Below are 15,611 nucleotides of genomic sequence, written 5' to 3'. Positions count from 1 at the left end.
TGCGATGCTTGGCGCCGGCGCGAGCCCAGGCCGCGCCGGCTGCCCCTTGTGCCATGACGGCACGTGCCGGCAGGCTCCGGCGGCGGATGTCTGGTCCGCCCCCCGACGCGCTGGGCACCCTGAGAGCGGACGATCGCGTGCGTCGCCCATGCCACGGGCGCGTCCGCGTTCGCCGCGTGGCTTGGGCGTCAGCCAGGGTGCCACCATGACGTCCCGGGATCGTTCGACCGATGCGATCGATGGAGGCATACAGGACGCTTCGGAGGTCCAGCAGGTGTCGGATCGCTGGCGCGTGATGATGAACCTGCGCCGAGCCGCCAAGTGCCGATGGCACGAGGCTCGGGCTTGGCCGGGCCGCTCGCCGACGTCGCTCCCAACGACCGCCCCGCGCCGGGATAAAGGAAGGGCACCCGTCCGCACCGTCGCACAGAGCCGTGTCGGGGGCGAGCCGGGCAGGACCCGCACGAGGAGATGTGCCAGCGACGCAAGATGGCGCCGTGCTCTCAAACGTCGCGGGGGGAGCGAGGCTAGCCCTCCGGATGGGGTGGAAGAGCGCCCTCCTCGACTCCTTCGTCACGCGAGCCACCAAGGTTCGGGGCGAAGGTTGTTCGATCCGGATCGTCCTTCAACTGGCGCATGACCGCGGCTGCCGGAGAACGCCGTGCGGCTCTGGCGAGAGAGCCGCGCCGAGAGAGCGCCCGATCACGTTGCAACCGGACGCTGCTCCGGGTCTTTGATTTCGCCGCATGTCCTGCGACGCACCGGGATCCACGTCGTTGGACAATGCTCGAGCTTTGCGCGATGCCCGCGTCATGCTCGGGTTGGGCGCGTGCTGGAGTCGCGCAGGCGAAGCTTTCGCTTCAGGTCTCGGACACGAAGGGCTGTCGGCATGGCCCACGCAAACCACGCGGCGGAGTAGCGGCCGGACCGGGGCGTGGATCACCAGCTCACGCTGATGAGGCGTCCCATGTGCGGCAGAGCCGGTTCGACTTGGCGCGACGGCGCGCTGTCCTGGCCGCGGGATCCAGGCAGCGTGCGGCCGAGCCATCGAGGTGAAGGGGAGGGCGGTTGGCAGCTACCAACCAAGCCGGCTGCACAGGATCCCAGCCATGCCGGCGGAGCGCATGCGATCCCACTCGCCCAGACTGGGATCATGGTGAATCCGTGCTCGGGCACGCTCCGGTGACCTGCAGCCGGTCGTGAAGGCGTTCGGCCGAGCCGCCGGCATGGCAAGGAGGATCATTGGCAGCTGCCAACCATGGAAGCTGTACGGGATCCGCGTCGTCTCCGTCTTCTGACCGCTGCGGTCGCAGCGCCAGACAACGCGGACCCTCGCCAGCGTGAGCGCGGCGGGCACCTCGCCGGCCTCCTGACGGCAAGCCCGCTCGGCACTTCATCCGCAGAGCCGGCCATCAACCACGCTCCAAAAAGAGCGGCCACGCACCGAGGTCTGGTGCAGGGGGAGGGGGCCGGTATGTGGGTGACGGATCGAGCTTGAAGCGGTCAGGCTCCCTCATCCCGTCTTGGCGCCTTCGCAGCAGGGCAGGGCAGGGTGGGGCGCGAGCCATCCGGGAAGGTCGGTCAGGCACCCGGCAGAGGCTTGCGCCGCGCGATCTTGCAGACCGCGGCCGGCGGGACGTTCGACACGATCCCGCCGACGCGTCGCGTCTCCAGGTCCAGCCGGCCCAGGATCGGACGCGGGGTGGGTCAGCAGGGTGGGTCGGTGAACCTGTCGAAGCCAACCTTGGGGCGCATGAGACCAGAGGCGTCCGCGAGCGGGAGGCGCTCGACCTCTCGGCCATCCTCGACACCGGCCTGCAAGAGCGCGGCTACCCGCCCTGCCATCCGGGCATGATGGTGGCCCTGCTGCTCTACGGCGACAGCCGGGGCCCGTACTCCTCGCGCCGGCGCGCCCGCGCCTGCGAGGAGCGCGTCGACCTCATGGCGGTGACCGGGCTGAACCGACCGGACTTCCCCGCACCATCGCCGAGTCCCGCAAGCGCCACCGCCTGGCCCTGTCGGACCTGTTCGTGCGGGTGCTGCGCCAGGAGCGGGCGGCCGGACTGGTCCCGTTCGCTCACGTGGCGGTGGACGGCACCACGCTGAAGGCGCACGCCTCGCGCCACACGGCATTCGGCGACGGGCGGAGGAAGCTCGCCGAGCCGGCGCTGGCCGCGGAAGTCGACGCCTGGCTGGATCGCGCGGGCGAGACCGACGCGAATCTCTACCGCAACGAGCATTGCCGGTGCCGTCGTCGTTTCAGACGAGGGTGCGCCGGCGCCGCAACCGCGGCGACCGTCATGTGCAACACCGTCCGGGTCGCCGGAATTCTATCGGCGCGTGCTTTCGCCGGCCGTCAGATCGAGCGCGTCTCCCGTCCGGACCACACAAGAGTGGCTCCTGCATATCCCCGATCAGATCAGCTCGGGAATGCGGGCGATGACCTTGATCTCGAAGTCGAAGCCGGCGAGCCACGTCACACCCACGGCCGTCCAGTTGGGATAGGGCGGTTCGCCGATCGCCGAGGCGCGCACGGCCATCACCGTCTCGAATTGCGTCTCCGGGTCGGTATGGAAGGTGGTCACGTCCACCACGTCGTCAAAGCTGCAGCCGGCCGCCTTCAGGACGACGCTCAGCCGGTCGAAGGCCAACCGGACCTGCCTCGTGAAATCCGGCTCGGGTGAGCCGTCCTCGCGGCTGCCGACCTGTCCGGAGACGAAGAGCAGGTCGCCTGAGCGGATCGCGGCGGAGTAGCGATGCTTCTCGTAGAGCGCCTGCCGACCGGGCGGAACGATTGCGTCGCGCTTTGCCATGATCTGTCTCCTGGTCAATCCGCACCGTGCCGCCCTTTCCAGCACCCGGGCCTCTGTCGTATACGGCGCGTATGTGAGAGGATTTCAGCATACGGTGCGTATGTCAATTCACATCCGCGCCGTATGGGCTTCATCGGAGGCAGGGATGGCGGCGGGCCGGCGTGCGCTGAAGATGGAGGAGACCCGGGCCAAGCTGATCCGGGCGGCGCGGGCGGCCTTCGCCGCGAAGGGCTACGCGGCGGCGTCGATGGACGACTTGACTGCCGCCGCCGGGCTGACCCGCGGCGCGCTCTATCACAACTTCGGCGACAAGAAGGGTCTGCTGCGCGCCGTGATCGAGGAGCTCGACGCGGAGATGCTGGCCAAGGCGCGTGCCGTACGGGACCGGGCGGCGACTCCCTGGCTCGGCTTTATGGAGGAAGGGGTCGCCTATATCGAGTTGGCGCTGGAGCCCGAGATCCAGCGGATCATGCTGCTGGACGGACCTGCGGTCCTCGGCGACCCCTCGCAGTGGCCGGGCCAGAATGCCTGTCTTCGCACGACGACGGAGACGATCCAGGCCCTCATCGAGGCGAGAACGGTGCGGCCGGTGGACGCCGAGGCCGCCGCCCGCTTGATCAACGGAGCGGCACTCAACGCCGCCCTGTGGGTTGCAGCATCCGATGACCCCCGCGCCGTCCTCGCCAAGGCCATCGAAGCCTTCCGCTGTCTCGCCAGCGGCTTGCTGCAGGCACGGGACGACCCTTAGGTGCCGTGCCTGTCAGGCTGTCGGCCGCGCCTGGCGGAGGATCAGGATTGATGTGTCAGGACCGGTGAGATCCCGGTGTCACCCGGACGGATTTCGGGGATCGTATTCAGGAAGTGCCTCTCGCCGAACCGGACATCGGCCCGAGGCGCCGCGTGTGGCCGCTTCGGGTCAGGCGTTCGCGCGCCACGTGCACGGCGGAGCGGGCTCCTCCGACGTCGGGAACCGAACCGCGGGTGGGCGCTGTCATGCGCAACGGCTCGGTTCGCGCCATGTCGCCTGCCGGTGCCCCCTTCTTGGATCAGGATGCCTGAGCGATGGGTGTCCAGTTCGGACCGGCTTGCTGCGTCAGGGGCAATCCCCGGGATCGTCCCGGGGATGCCGATCTCCTTTGAACACCACGCGCGGGTTTCCAGTAGCCCCGCTCATTCGGACCGAACCTCGCAGCTGATCAGTAGTCCCAGAAGGCCGGCACCCACCGAAAGGCGTCGCCGTCCCTTGCCACCCGGCCAACGGAGGGGAATGGCAGATGCGTGGCCACCAGTGTCTCGCCGGTCGTGGCGAGTTCCCGCAGAAGGCGGATCCGAACGCGCGCGGCCTCCTCTGGGTCGTGCTCGAAACCGTTATGCCATTCGGGTTGCTCGAACCCGACCGGGAACACGGCGTCACCCGCGAAGGTCAGCCGGTCATTGCCCGACGCCAGACGGACCACGCTGTGCCCAGGAGTATGGCCGCCGGTGCGATGGACGACGACGCCCGGTGCCACCTCGGCCTCTTCCTCGAACGGTCGCAGGTACCCGCGATACTCATGCATGAAGCGCGTGGCGGACGACCGAAGCGCGGTCGGGAAACCCGGCGGCATGGAGGTGTGGGAAAAGTCGGGAGCCTCCCAGAACTCGACCTCGGCGGCCGCCACGTGGATCCGCAGGTCCGGCCGCAGCCTGGCCTTCACCCCGTCAACGAGCAGCCCGCCGATGTGGTCCATGTGCATGTGGGTCAGCACCACGTCGGTCACGGAGGCGAGATCGATGCCGGCGGCTTCCAGGCGTTTGGCGACCTGCCCGGCCCGCGGCAGATCCAAGTTCGGGTCCAGACCGAGACCAGCGTCGAGGAGGACGGTCTGCCCGCCACTGCGCACCACGACGACGTTCAGCGGCCAGTCGAAGGCGTCCGCCGGCAGGAACATGTCGTTCAGCCAAGCCGCCCGCACGGCCGGGTCTGCGTTGTGCGCCAGCATCGCGGTTGGGAGCGGCAGCACCCCGTCGCTGACCACCAGCACGTCGATCTCGCCGATGCGCAGCGCGTAGCGCGATGGAACCAGCTCGTCCGGTCCCTGACGCCGAGGCCTTGCCGTTCCCGGCTCAGCGCCCCTGATCGCCATGTTCGTCATATTCAGTCCTTTGCATGGCGCAGGTGCCCGGCCTGTCCGAACAACAACATGCGCGCCATGCGAGCAGGACGATGTCGGCGGGAGCGCCTGTGACACGGCTGCCAACGATTTCCGACGGGCGCGATCGCGCGGACCTGAGACTTCCACTCGTGTTGATGCCGCCTCCGATCCGCCGGTGCGCAGGTTTCTCGAAGCCGACGTCACACGGCGCGGGGGCTTCCTCGTCATGGCCCATGTTCGCTCCGGTCGGAGCCGAGTCAGGGCACGGAGGGCTACATGAAGATCGTTGTCATCGGAGGAACCGGACTGATCGGATCGCAGGTCGTGGCCGACTTGAAGAGCAAGGGCCACGAGGTCCTCGCCGCCTCGCCCAATACCGGCGTCAACGCCGTGACGGGCGAAGGACTCGCGGACGCGCTGAGGGGCGCAAGAGTGGTGGTCGACGTTGCGAACTCGCCCTCCTTCGAGAGCGAGCCCGCGATGGAGTTCTTCACGCGATCCGGCCGCAACCTCGCCGCGGCCGAGAAGACCGCGGGGGTCGCGCATCACGTTGCGCTCTCGGTGGTCGGGACGGAACGTCTGCAGAACAGCGGGTATTTCCGGGCAAAGCTCGCTCAGGAAGAGCTGGTCGCATCGGCCGGTATTCCCTGGACCCTTGTGCGTGCGACCCAGTTCTTCGAGTTCGTCGGCGCGATCGCCGGCGCAGCGACCGTGGATGGTGTGACCCGCGCGACCTCCGCCGCGATCCAGCCCGTCGCTTCCGCTGATGTGGCGGCAAGAGTAGCGGAAGCTGCCCTGGCTCGGCCTCTGAATGCCATGGTCGAGGTCGCCGGTCCGGAGCGGTTGCCGCTCGCCGAACTCGTCAGGCGCTACTTCCAGAGCAAGGGCGAAGAGCGGGAGGTTCTGACCGACGACACGGCACCCTACTTCGGTGTCGTCATCGACGATCGCTCGCTGACCCCCGCTGACGGCGCTCGAATCACTGTCGAGCGCTTCGGCGATTGGCTCGCATCGCAGCCGAAGCGCTCCGCCTGAGAAGGAACGCGCCAGTGGATGCGGGCTATGTCTCGGCCCTCGCGGCTCTCGCGGGCTCCGCCATCGGCGCGTTGGCGTCGTTCGCGTCGACCTGGATGACGCAGCATGCCCAACAAAGGGCGACGCAGCTCGTACAGGACCGCGCTCGTCGCGAGGCACTCTACGGCGAGTTCATTCGGGAGGCATCCAAGCTGTTCGCCGATGCCTTCCGGAACGAGCTCGACGACCCGGCAAAGCTCGTGAACCTCTACGCGATCGTCAACACGATCAGGCTGTTCGGCGATCCATGCACGCTGGACGAGGCCGAGCGCGTCATGCATCGCATCGGCGAGACCTACTTCTCGCCGAACAAGGATCTGTCCGCGTTCGCAGATATCCGCCACGCGGGCGAACTCGACCCGCTCTGCGCGTTCTCGAACGCTTGCCGCACCGAACTCGCGATCGCGCGGCGCTGACCCTCAGTGAGCGGTCGGTGTCGCAGCACGGCCGCCGAAAACGTCCACAAGCCGACGCAGCTTGTCCGGGTTGCGCGTGAAGTAGACGCCGACAACGAGACCGTCCTCGATCTCGAGGGCAACGGTTTGATATGTTCCGCCGGGTTCCAAGCTGAAGTAGCCCGGCAGCCCGTCGATCCAGAGATCCTGGAGCTTCTGCGCCTTCTGGATCCACGCCTTGCGCTTCATGCCTTGATAGAGGCGAATCACGCGGTCGATCCCGGCGATCGGCTGCGGGAAGGCGTGTGCCTTGCCACCGCCGTCGGAGCGAACGACGACGGCATCGGCAAGCAGGGTTCGGAGCGCCGCAACATCGCCAGTCGAGGACGCCTCGAAGAAGGCTTTCGCGATCCGCATGCCCTCTTTCGGGTCCACCGGGAACCGCGGCCGAGCGGCCTGAACATGCTTCCTCGCCCGGGAGGCGAGCTGGCGCACGGCGGCGGCCTCCCGTTCGATCGTCTCCGCCACCTCGTCGAGCGGGACGCCGAACACGTCGTGGAGAAGGAAGGCTGCACGCTCCAGGGGGGAGAGACGTTCGAGCGCCAGCATCAAGGTCAGGGTGAGGTCGTCCTGCGGATCCTGATCGAACGACAGGTCGACGGGCTCGGGAAGCCAAGTCCCGAAATAGGTTTCGCGCCGCGCTCGGGCGGATTTCATGACGTCGAGGCAAAGCCTGGTGACGGTACGAGACAGGAAGGAGCTTGGCGAGGTGACGGACGCATGATCGACCTTGCGCCAGCGGAGCCAGGCGTCTTGGACGATGTCTTCCGCCTCGCTGAGCGATCCGAGCATGCGATAGGCGAGTCGGACGAGCCGCGGGCGCTCCGCCTCGAAGACGTCAGTCGGATCGTCAGCGTTCGACATGGCGGACACTCCAGAGGCTGAGTGCGATCGCGATCAGCGCGGGCAGGGTCACTGCCGGAAAGTCGCGTGGAAGTACCTCCGGTCCGCAGATGCCGACAGCAACCTCCCAGAAGTGAAACAAGGCGTGACCCGAGAGCCAGATGGCAGCCATACTCCAGAGCAGCGTCCGGGTCTCGGGACGTGCAGCGCCGAGGGCAAAGGTCGCGCCGAGCAGCACGAAGATCAGTCCGATGTCCCGCAGGAAGTGCTGGTTGAAAGGTCCTGTCGATGTCACGCCCGGCACGGCGAAGTACCATGCCTCTGGAGCCGAGAGCATCATGATCCCATTCGCGGCCAATCCCGCCCCGAAGAGTCCGGCAAACACCGGAACAGCGCTGGTCATCACCCCGTCCCCCGATGAGCTTTCAGGGGCATGACGAGGCTTGCCGAGGCGATGTGACATTGAGGGGAACGGATTTTCGCGATTCGCCGGACCGACCTGCACGCTCAGGGCATCTTCCGACCGGAACTCCCAGCCTTCACAGTCGCAGACGTCCTGTCCGGTCGAGGAACGCAGACGGGCCAGCGGAATGGCTGCTTGTCACCCGATAGCGAACCTTTTGAACTCGGCGAACACCTCTGCCCACGCCGCCGTTTCGCATGTGGCTCGCGCATGGAATCAGTTCCGATGACGGTACGCCCGCGGTTGCGGGAGAAAATCCCAATCGTCCGAACAATCCAGCAATTAATTGGAGCCCCGATAGAGTGTCGATGTTGATCGGCTGTTGTGAGGCGCAATCACTCGATTGCCTGGCCGTTCTCTCCGTCTGCACCCTGCGGGCGATATGGCCCATCCGCTGGCTGGTGTCGTTGTGCGGCGCACTGAAAAGGCCGGCTCACATCAGTGCCCTTGATGCAAATATGCCTCGAGGCAAGACGATGTGAGCCGAGCGTGGTATCGGGCCAACGACGGAGATCGGTCAGAGGCCGTCCCGGCGTCGGAGGTGCACCCGGACACGTTCGGGTTCACGCTCATGCGGCCCGCCCCGCATTCGCTGTCACACGCGACGAGCAGCCCGTCAAACTGAACCGAGCAGGTCGTTGCGACGCCACAGCTCACGGATGATGGCGCTGTGGTCAAGGTCACCGTCGCCGTGTTCGACGAGGTCAGCGAACAGGCGATCGACCAGCGACAGCAGCGGCAGGCTCAGGCCGAGGCTCTCCGCGTGGGCGAGGGCCGTGCCGGTGTCCTTGAGCTGGTACTTCGCCGGACCGCCGGGCGTGAAGTCGCGCGCGATCATGCGCAACGCGTGCTGCTTAAGGATCGTCGAGTCGGCGAAGCCTCCGAGCAGGGCCTCGCGCACCTTCGCGGAATCCGCGCCGCCGCGCTCCGCGAAGGTGACTGCCTCCGCCACAGTGACGAGCGTGGAGGCCACGATGACCTGGTTGGCAAGCTTGGCAAGTTGCCCGCTGCCGGCCGGGCCGACATGGGTCGGGCGGCCCATCGCGGCTAGGATCGGGCGTGCCTGCGCGACGGCATCCGGGCTGCCGCCGGCCATGATGGCGAGGGTTCCGGCGACCGCCCCCGCCTCGCCGCCCGAGACCGGGGCATCGACGTAGAGGATGCCGGCTTCCGCGGCGATCTCCGCCTGCTGGCGCGCGGTCTCGACCGGGATCGAACTCATCACCACGAGCAGGCTGCCCGGCCGCATGGCGGCGAGCGCGCCCTCCGGCCCGAGCAGGACCTCGCCGCAGACCGGGCCGGAGCTCAGCATGCAGATCACCGCCTCGGCCTCCCGCACCGCCGCACGCGGATCCGCTGCGAGCACGGCGCCGTCCGTTGCGAGGGGAGCGGCCTTGTCCGCCGACCGGTTCCAGACCCGGACCGCGTGACCGGCCCGGCAGAGATGGCGCGCCATCGGTGCGCCCATGATGCCGGTGCCGAGAAAACCGATCGCGGCGGGTGCCATCAGGCCGTCTCCGCGCCGCAGCAGGAGCGATGGAGGAAGCGCACCGGCCGCTCCTCGGCGACGAGCGCCGGGAACCCGTCCCGGAAGCGGGCGAGATGCGGGGTTTCGAGATGCGCGTCGAAGGCGGCGCGGTCGTCGTAGACCTCGTAGAACACCACCGTCTGCGGGTCGTCGCTGCTCACCGCCACGTCGAAGCAGCGGCAGCCCGGCTCATGGGCGACCGAGGAGCGGGCATCGTCCTGCGCGAGGGCGAGGAAGTCGCTCAGGGCGCCGGGCTTCACCTTGAACTCGGCGATGACGACGAAGGGTCCGGGATGGGGAGCGGGCATGGGGCTGGTCCTGCGTCGGATGGCGGGGGCAGCGGGGCGGGTTCCGGAGATCGAGACGGCGGAGTCACCTGCCGGGTGGCGAGTATCCTCGCCCCGCTTGCGGGGCGAGGGGAAGCCCGTGCCTCGTCCGGCGCCGGGGGATGCCGGGGAGCCGGGATCCCCCGGTCTTGCGTCAGGCCGCCTTCGAGGGCGCCTGGCGGACGGCGTCCTCCATCTGGCGGCGCAGAGCCACCACGTCGAGATCGCTCTCCAGCTCGACGTCGTCGAAGCGCACCACCTGGTCCTTGCCGACCGGGCGCTTGAGCTTGACGTTGTGCGCGAGCCCGATCGGCAGCGCCCCCAGGTCCAGGCTCTTCGTGGCCGGGATGGCGTTGGCCCAGACGGCGTAGCCGCCCTCGCCGTCGAGCATCTCGCCGGGCTTGAGGTCGCGCTTGGCGGTGGCCACCGCGTCGCCGCGGAACTCCTTCGAGCAGCCGGTGGGCTCGTGGCGCAGCACCGCCGAGAGCACGCTCACGCTCGTCTCCAGCCCGATCATGTGGAAGGGCCGCCACATCGAGCCGTACCAGCCGGACGGATCGGTGAGCAGGCCGTACTGGCGGAAGCAGGCCCGGGTGTACTCGCTGGTGGCCTTGAAGGTGACGAAGACGCCGTAGCGGATGTTGTTGAACACCTCGCGCCCGTCCGGCTCCTGGCTCGCCGCGATGTCGACGAGGCCGCTGCGCGGCAGGCGGCCGCCATCCGCCACCGGGCGGAACACGCGGGCGAGGTCGTGCAGGCCGGTGGGCGGGAAGGCGAGGCCGTCATCCGGGCAATCGAGCCCGGTGCCGTTGGCGACCGCCGCCATCTCGATCGCCGCCTTGGTGCCGTCGGTGAACGAGTTGTACATCTTGGGGTTGAAATCCCCCTTGCGCACCTCTTCCTCGGACCAGCCGAAGAAGCCCCAGACCGTGTCGGGCGTGGAGTAGCGGTAGCGCGGCTCGAAGTTCATGCCCTTGCCGGCGGAGGTCAGCTCGAAGCCGCAGGAGCGCGCCCAGTCCACGAGTTCGCAGATGATGGCCGGCTGGTCGCCATAGGCCATGGAATAGACGACGCCCTTCTGGCGCGCCCGCTCGGCCAGCAGCGGGCCGCAGAGCACGTCGGCCTCGACATTGACCATGACGACGTGCTTGCCGGCCTCGATGGCCTGGAGCCCGTGCCGGATGCCGGCGATCGGGTGCCCGGTCGCCTCGATGATGCACTCGATCTCGTCGCAGGCGCTGAGGGCGCCCGCATCCTCGAGCACGCAGGTCCGGCCACTGCGCACCGCGTCGCCGAGGCTGGGAGCGGCGTAGCGCTCCGCGGGCCAGCCGACCCGCGCGAGGGAGTCCCGGGCGCGGCCGACGTTGAGATCCGCGACGCCGACGACGTGCAGCCCCTCGATGCGCTGGGCCTGGGCCAGCACCATCGAGCCGAACTTGCCGGCGCCGATCAGGCCGACGCGGACCGGCCGTCCGGCCGAGGCGCGGGCGGTGAGCAGGGTGGACAGGTTCATGCGTTCCTCCTCCGCGAGGACCGGATGGTTATCCGCCGCGGCGCCTGGGCGGCCGGAGCGGCGCCCGTGCGGCGGGGTGGTCCTCGATGCAACCTCGGCGGGTCTCTGGCGCCGCGCGGCGAGGTCGTGACGGGGGGACGCTAGAAGCGCGCTTCTTGAAGGACAATCCAGATTTCCGAGCGCATCGTGTAGCTCGGCTAAAGGGTCGCCGCCCGCTCCTCCGCCCAGGCGTCCCGCTCCTGCCGGATCCAGTCGAGGAAGACCCGGACCTTCCGGTGGCGCAGGTATTCGGGCGGGCAGGTGACCCACTGGGTCACCAGGGTGATCCGGGGCGGTTCGCGCACCGGGCAGACGAGGCGCCCCTCGCGCAGCGCCCCCCACAGCATCAGGTCGCTCTCGAGGGCGATGCCGAGCCCGCGGGTGGCGGCGTCGATGGCCATGTGGGTGCGGTCGAAGAGCAGCCGCCGCCAGCGCGCCGGGGCGACGCCCGCGAGCTTGAACCAGTGCGGCCACTGCATCTGCGACTTCACCGAGTGGATGAGCCGGTGCCGGGCGAGATCCTCCGGCGCGAGGCTGCCGGCCCCCGCCAGCGCGGGGGCGCAGACCGGCCGGAAGCTCTCCTCCACCAGCCCCTCCGCGTAGAGGCCCGGCCAGCCCCCGGTGCCGTGCCGGATCTCGATGTCCACGCTCTCGCGCTGGAAGGCGGTCGGCTCGTTGGTGCCGTCGAGGCGCAGCTCGATGTCGGGATGCGCGTCCAGGAAGCGGGCGAGGCGCGGCAGCAGCCACTGCGTCGAGAGGCTCGGCGTCGCCCGCACGGTGAGCGTGGTGACGGACCGGAAGCCCTGGATGCGCTGCGTCGCCTCGACGATCCGGTCGATCTCGCCGCCGATCATCTCGAAGTAGCGCTCGCCCGCCTCGGTCAGGACGACGTTGCGGCCGGCCTTGCCGATCAGCGCGGTGCCGAGGCCGACCTCCAGGGTCTGGATCTGCTGGCTCACCGCGGAGGGCGTCACGCCGAGCTCCTCCGCCGCCCGGGTGATGCTCCCCGAGCGGGCGACCGCGTGGAAGACCATGATCGAGCGGAGAGGGACCAGCATCCCGACAGTTTAGCTGCGCTACACGAACGCGCAAACAATCTGGATTGTCCTACATGAACGCCCTTCCTAGTGTCGGGCAGGAAACGACAAGAGCCCCCTCGCCATGGGGCGCCGACAGGGAGGACGAGGAGCGCGCGGCCGCGTTCCGCGAGGGCGGCACCGCCCGCCGATCCCGTGCCGCCGAGCCGAAACCGGCCCGCGGCCCCGACCCCGCACAGAAACGATGCCGCACCGCCCCCTCGGCGGATGACGGCGCGCCGGAGGAAACACCATGTCGAACGAGACGGAATCCAAGCCGGGCGGCGCCCTGTCGCGCCGCAGCTTCCTGACCGCGGCCGCCGCCGTCCCGCTGGTCGCGGTCCGCACGCGGCCGGCGCTCGCCGCCGAGTTCACCTACAAGCTCGCGACCGGGCAATCCCTCACCCAGCCGATCAACGCCCGCCTCGACCAGGCGACGCAGCGCATCCGCGAGGCCTCCGGCGGCCGCCTGGAGCTGAAGTTCTTCCCCGCGAGCCAGCTCGGCTCCGACACCGACCTGATCACGCAGGTGCGCACGGGCGGGATCGAGTTCCTCAACATCGCCGGCTCGGTGATCTCGACCGTCGCGGCCGGGGCCGCGATCACCAATGTCGGCTTCGCCTTCGCGGATTACGATCAGGCGTGGCGCGGGGCGGACGGGCCGATCGGCGAGTACGTCCGCGTCCAGATCGAGAAGGCCGGTCTCGTCATCGCCGCCAAGGCCGCCGACAACAGCTTCCGGCAGATCACCTCGGCCGCAAAGCCGATCCGGACGCCGGAGGATCTCAAGGGCTACCGCATCCGCGTCCCGGTCTCGCCGATCTTCACCTCGCTGTTCTCGGCGCTCGGGGCGAGCCCGACCTCGATCAACTTCAACGAGCTCTACACCGCCTTGCAGACCCGGCTGGTCGACGGCCAGGAGAACGGGCTCGTGGCGATCGATGCCGGCAAGCTCTACGAGGTGCAGAAATACGTCTCCGAGACGAACCACATCTGGGACCCGTTCTGGATCGTGGCGAACCGGCGCGCCTTCGGACGCCTGCCCGAGGGCCTTCAGGAAATCGTGCGGCGCGAACTCGACCGGGCCGCGATGGAGCAGCGCGAGGACGTTGCGCGGCTGAACGGCACCCTGAAGACGCAGCTCACCGCCAAGGGGCTGGTCTTCGAGAGCGCCGACAAGGAGGCGTTCCGCCGGAGCCTCACCCAGACCGGCTTCTACCGCGACTGGAAGGCGAAGTTCGGGCCCGAGGCCTGGAAGGCCCTCGAATCCGTCACGGGAGCCCTGGCATGAGCGCCGCGGCCGACCTGCCGGGCGGGGTCCGGGCGGCCTGCGCCTCCTCATCCGACTGGCTCGCCCTCGCCGAGCGGGCCCTGCGCGGCGCCGTCGCGGTGCCGGCGGCCCTCCTCGTCGCCGCCGAGGTCGTGATCCTGTTCGCCGGCATCGTCGCGCGGGCCCTCGGCCACCCGATCATCTGGAGCGACGAACTCGCCTCGATCCTGTTCCTGTGGCTCGCGATGCTGGGCTCCGTCGTGGCGATCCAGCGCGGCGAGCACATGCGGCTCACCTTCGTGGTCGGCAAGCTCTCCCCGCGCGTGCAGGCGTGGTGCGAGGCGCTCGCCGTCGGAACGGTGTTCGTCTTCCTGGTCCTGCTGCTGCACGCGGCCTACGACTACACCGAGGACCAGTCCTTCGTGGAGACGCCGGCCCTCGGCTGGCCGGGGACGATCCGCGCCCTCGCGGTGCCGGTCGGCTTCGTGGCGGCGCTCCTGAGCTGCTCCCTGCGCCTCGCCCGCCACGGCCTCGCCGACCTCGTCGGCGTCGCGCTGGTCCTCGCCGGGATCGTCGCTCTCTTCGCCCTCGGCGCACCGCTCCTGACGGGCATGGGCAACGGGGCCCTCCTCGTCTTCTTCGTCGGGCTCCTCGGCCTCGGCATCCTCGCGGGAGTGCCGATCGCGTTCTCCTTCGCGCTCGCCACCTCCGCCTACCTGCTCACCGTCACGTCGACGCCGCTGACCATCGTGGTCGGCCGCATGGACGAGGGAATGAGCGGCCTGATCCTGCTCGCCATCCCGCTCTTCGTGCTGCTCGGGCAGCTCGTCGAGGTCACCGGCATGGCGCGCGTGATGGTGGAGTTCCTGGCCTCGCTGCTCGGCCACGTGAAGGCGGGCATGTCCTACGTGCTGCTGGGGGCGATGCTGCTCGTCTCCGGCATCTCCGGCTCCAAGACGGCGGACATGGCGGCGGTCGCCCCGGTGCTGTTTCCCGAGATGCGCCGCCGCGGCATGAAGGACGGCGAGCTGCTCTCGCTGCTCGCGGCCTCGGGCGCGATGAGCGAGACGATCCCGCCCTCCATCGTCCTCATCGCCATCGCCTCGGTCACGGGGGTGTCGATCGCGGCGCTGTTCACCGCCGGCATCCTGCCCGCCCTGGTGCTCGCCCTGGTGCTGGCGGTCGTCGCCCGCTACCGCGCCGGGACCGAGGAGGATGCGGTCACGGTGGCGCGGGCGCCCGCCTCCGTGGTGGGCCGCACGCTGCTCGTCGCGCTGCCGGCCCTGCTGCTGCCGTTCCTCATCCGCACGGCGGTGGTGGAGGGCGTGGCGACGGCCACCGAGGTCTCGACCATCGGCATCGCCTACTCGCTCCTGCTCGGGCTCCTCGTCTACCGGGGCGGCCTGCGCTGGGGGATGGTGCTGCCCATGCTGACGCGCACCGCGTCGCTCTCGGGCGCCATCCTGTTCATCGTCGGCGCGGCGAGCGCCATGGCCTGGGCGCTGACCCAGTCGGGGTTCTCGCACGATCTCGCCCGGGCGATGGCCGCGGTGCCCGGCGGGCAGGTCGGCTTCCTGCTGATCTCGGTCGTCGCCTTCATGGTGCTGGGCAGCCTGCTGGAGGGCATCCCGGCCATCGTGCTGTTCGGGCCGCTGCTCTTCCCGATCGCCCACCAGTTCGGCATCCACGAGGTGCATTACAGCATGGTGGTGATCCTCGCAATGGGGCTCGGCCTGTTCGCGCCGCCCTTCGGCCTCTGCTACTACGCGGCTTGCATCATCGGGCAGGTCTCGCCGGAATCCGGGATGCGGCGGATCTGGATCTATCTCGGGGCGCTGTTCCTGGGATTGCTGGTGCTGACCTTCGTGCCCTGGTTCTCCACCGGATTCCTCTGACGCCTGCCGGCGTGTTCGCGCCGGGCGGAATGCCCGGGGGCGACACGGCGACCTTGGATGGGCTTCAAACCACCGCGTCCGCCGCCGACGGCGAGAGCATTTTCCGACGAAGGGATCCCGGTTCGTCGCAGACAATGCGGCAACATCAAAAACCTGGAGCAGCGCCCGATTGCAGCGTGAT

The 15,611-nt window shown here is 69.1% G+C and carries 13 protein-coding genes and 1 pseudogene; 6 read left to right on the top strand and 8 right to left on the bottom strand.

Annotated features, from left to right (window positions below; translation table 11 throughout):
* Window positions 1-1,767 precede the first annotated feature (1,767 nt).
* A pseudogene (locus tag ACE101_RS11390) lies at window positions 1,768-2,219 on the top strand (transposase); the annotation flags it as partial.
* 195 nt (window positions 2,220-2,414) lie between these two features.
* On the opposite strand, the gene ACE101_RS11385 reads toward ACE101_RS11390, so the two are convergent.
* On the bottom strand, window positions 2,415-2,813 hold the full coding sequence (locus tag ACE101_RS11385) for a RidA family protein (RefSeq protein ID WP_379129240.1): 399 nt from the start codon (window positions 2,811-2,813) through the stop codon (window positions 2,415-2,417).
* 145 nt (window positions 2,814-2,958) lie between these two features.
* Here ACE101_RS11385 and ACE101_RS11380 point away from each other — a divergent pair, with 145 nt between their 5' ends.
* Complete coding sequence (locus ACE101_RS11380) at window positions 2,959-3,561, top strand: TetR/AcrR family transcriptional regulator (protein WP_379129238.1); 603 nt, start codon at window positions 2,959-2,961, stop codon at window positions 3,559-3,561.
* 448 nt (window positions 3,562-4,009) lie between these two features.
* Here ACE101_RS11380 and ACE101_RS11375 read toward each other — a convergent pair whose 3' ends face one another.
* Window positions 4,010-4,939, bottom strand: a complete 930-nt coding sequence (locus ACE101_RS11375) for an MBL fold metallo-hydrolase (RefSeq protein ID WP_379138599.1) — start codon at window positions 4,937-4,939, stop codon at window positions 4,010-4,012.
* A 285-nt stretch (window positions 4,940-5,224) separates the two neighbouring features.
* Here ACE101_RS11375 and ACE101_RS11370 point away from each other — a divergent pair, with 285 nt between their 5' ends.
* Both ACE101_RS11370 and ACE101_RS11365 read left to right on the top strand, forming a co-directional pair.
* Complete coding sequence (locus tag ACE101_RS11370) at window positions 5,225-5,983, top strand: SDR family oxidoreductase (RefSeq protein ID WP_379129236.1); 759 nt, start codon at window positions 5,225-5,227, stop codon at window positions 5,981-5,983.
* A gap of 14 nt (window positions 5,984-5,997) precedes the next feature.
* Window positions 5,998-6,438 (top strand): hypothetical protein, encoded by a 441-nt coding sequence (locus tag ACE101_RS11365; RefSeq protein WP_379129235.1) that lies wholly within the window; start codon window positions 5,998-6,000, stop codon window positions 6,436-6,438.
* Between the two features lie 3 nt (window positions 6,439-6,441).
* On the opposite strand, the gene ACE101_RS11360 is transcribed toward ACE101_RS11365, so the two are convergent.
* From ACE101_RS11360 to ACE101_RS11335, 6 genes are all read right to left on the bottom strand, one after another.
* The gene (locus ACE101_RS11360) at window positions 6,442-7,341 is read right to left on the bottom strand and encodes a sigma-70 family RNA polymerase sigma factor (protein ID WP_379129232.1); all 900 of its coding nucleotides are present in this window, start codon (window positions 7,339-7,341) and stop codon (window positions 6,442-6,444) included.
* Window positions 7,328-7,723 (bottom strand): hypothetical protein, encoded by a 396-nt coding sequence (locus ACE101_RS11355; protein ID WP_379129229.1) that lies wholly within the window; start codon window positions 7,721-7,723, stop codon window positions 7,328-7,330. Before ACE101_RS11355 ends, ACE101_RS11360 begins: the two co-directional genes overlap by 14 nt.
* 676 nt (window positions 7,724-8,399) lie before the next feature.
* Complete coding sequence (locus ACE101_RS11350) at window positions 8,400-9,290, bottom strand: NAD(P)-dependent oxidoreductase (protein ID WP_379129227.1); 891 nt, start codon at window positions 9,288-9,290, stop codon at window positions 8,400-8,402.
* Window positions 9,290-9,619 carry a putative quinol monooxygenase gene (locus ACE101_RS11345; RefSeq protein WP_379129225.1) on the bottom strand — a complete coding sequence of 110 codons (330 nt, stop codon included), beginning with the start codon at window positions 9,617-9,619 and terminating at the stop codon, window positions 9,290-9,292. Before ACE101_RS11345 ends, ACE101_RS11350 begins: the two co-directional genes overlap by 1 nt.
* A gap of 172 nt (window positions 9,620-9,791) precedes the next feature.
* Window positions 9,792-11,150 (bottom strand): NAD(P)H-dependent oxidoreductase, encoded by a 1,359-nt coding sequence (locus ACE101_RS11340; RefSeq protein ID WP_379129222.1) that lies wholly within the window; start codon window positions 11,148-11,150, stop codon window positions 9,792-9,794.
* Between the two features lie 197 nt (window positions 11,151-11,347).
* Window positions 11,348-12,247 (bottom strand): LysR substrate-binding domain-containing protein, encoded by a 900-nt coding sequence (locus ACE101_RS11335; protein WP_379129219.1) that lies wholly within the window; start codon window positions 12,245-12,247, stop codon window positions 11,348-11,350.
* 271 nt (window positions 12,248-12,518) lie between these two features.
* On the opposite strand from ACE101_RS11335, the gene ACE101_RS11330 reads away from it, so the two are divergent.
* Window positions 12,519-13,556: a TRAP transporter substrate-binding protein gene (locus tag ACE101_RS11330; RefSeq protein WP_379129216.1), complete on the top strand. Its 1,038-nt coding sequence runs from the start codon at window positions 12,519-12,521 to the stop codon at window positions 13,554-13,556.
* On the top strand, window positions 13,553-15,430 hold the full coding sequence (locus tag ACE101_RS11325) for a TRAP transporter large permease (RefSeq protein WP_379129214.1): 1,878 nt from the start codon (window positions 13,553-13,555) through the stop codon (window positions 15,428-15,430). Before ACE101_RS11330 ends, ACE101_RS11325 begins: the two co-directional genes overlap by 4 nt.
* Window positions 15,431-15,611: the final 181 nt, after the last annotated feature.

It is taken from the genome of Methylobacterium carpenticola (assembly GCF_042748905.1).
Taxonomy (GTDB): domain Bacteria; phylum Pseudomonadota; class Alphaproteobacteria; order Rhizobiales; family Beijerinckiaceae; genus Methylobacterium; species Methylobacterium carpenticola.
This window is presented reverse-complemented; position numbering and strand designations above follow the sequence as displayed.

Coding starts and splice junctions, on each gene's coding strand:
- ACE101_RS11370 (WP_379129236.1), top strand. CDS start 5,225: ATGAAGATCGTTGTCATCGGAGGAACCGGACTGATCGGATCGCAGGTC.
- ACE101_RS11330 (WP_379129216.1), top strand. CDS start 12,519: ATGTCGAACGAGACGGAATCCAAGCCGGGCGGCGCCCTGTCGCGCCGC.
- ACE101_RS11355 (WP_379129229.1), bottom strand. CDS start 7,723: ATGACCAGCGCTGTTCCGGTGTTTGCCGGACTCTTCGGGGCGGGATTG.
- ACE101_RS11360 (WP_379129232.1), bottom strand. CDS start 7,341: ATGTCGAACGCTGACGATCCGACTGACGTCTTCGAGGCGGAGCGCCCG.
- ACE101_RS11325 (WP_379129214.1), top strand. CDS start 13,553: ATGAGCGCCGCGGCCGACCTGCCGGGCGGGGTCCGGGCGGCCTGCGCC.
- ACE101_RS11335 (WP_379129219.1), bottom strand. CDS start 12,247: ATGCTGGTCCCTCTCCGCTCGATCATGGTCTTCCACGCGGTCGCCCGC.
- ACE101_RS11385 (WP_379129240.1), bottom strand. CDS start 2,813: ATGGCAAAGCGCGACGCAATCGTTCCGCCCGGTCGGCAGGCGCTCTAC.
- ACE101_RS11375 (WP_379138599.1), bottom strand. CDS start 4,939: ATGGCGATCAGGGGCGCTGAGCCGGGAACGGCAAGGCCTCGGCGTCAG.
- ACE101_RS11340 (WP_379129222.1), bottom strand. CDS start 11,150: ATGAACCTGTCCACCCTGCTCACCGCCCGCGCCTCGGCCGGACGGCCG.
- ACE101_RS11350 (WP_379129227.1), bottom strand. CDS start 9,290: ATGGCACCCGCCGCGATCGGTTTTCTCGGCACCGGCATCATGGGCGCA.
- ACE101_RS11345 (WP_379129225.1), bottom strand. CDS start 9,619: ATGCCCGCTCCCCATCCCGGACCCTTCGTCGTCATCGCCGAGTTCAAG.
- ACE101_RS11380 (WP_379129238.1), top strand. CDS start 2,959: ATGGCGGCGGGCCGGCGTGCGCTGAAGATGGAGGAGACCCGGGCCAAG.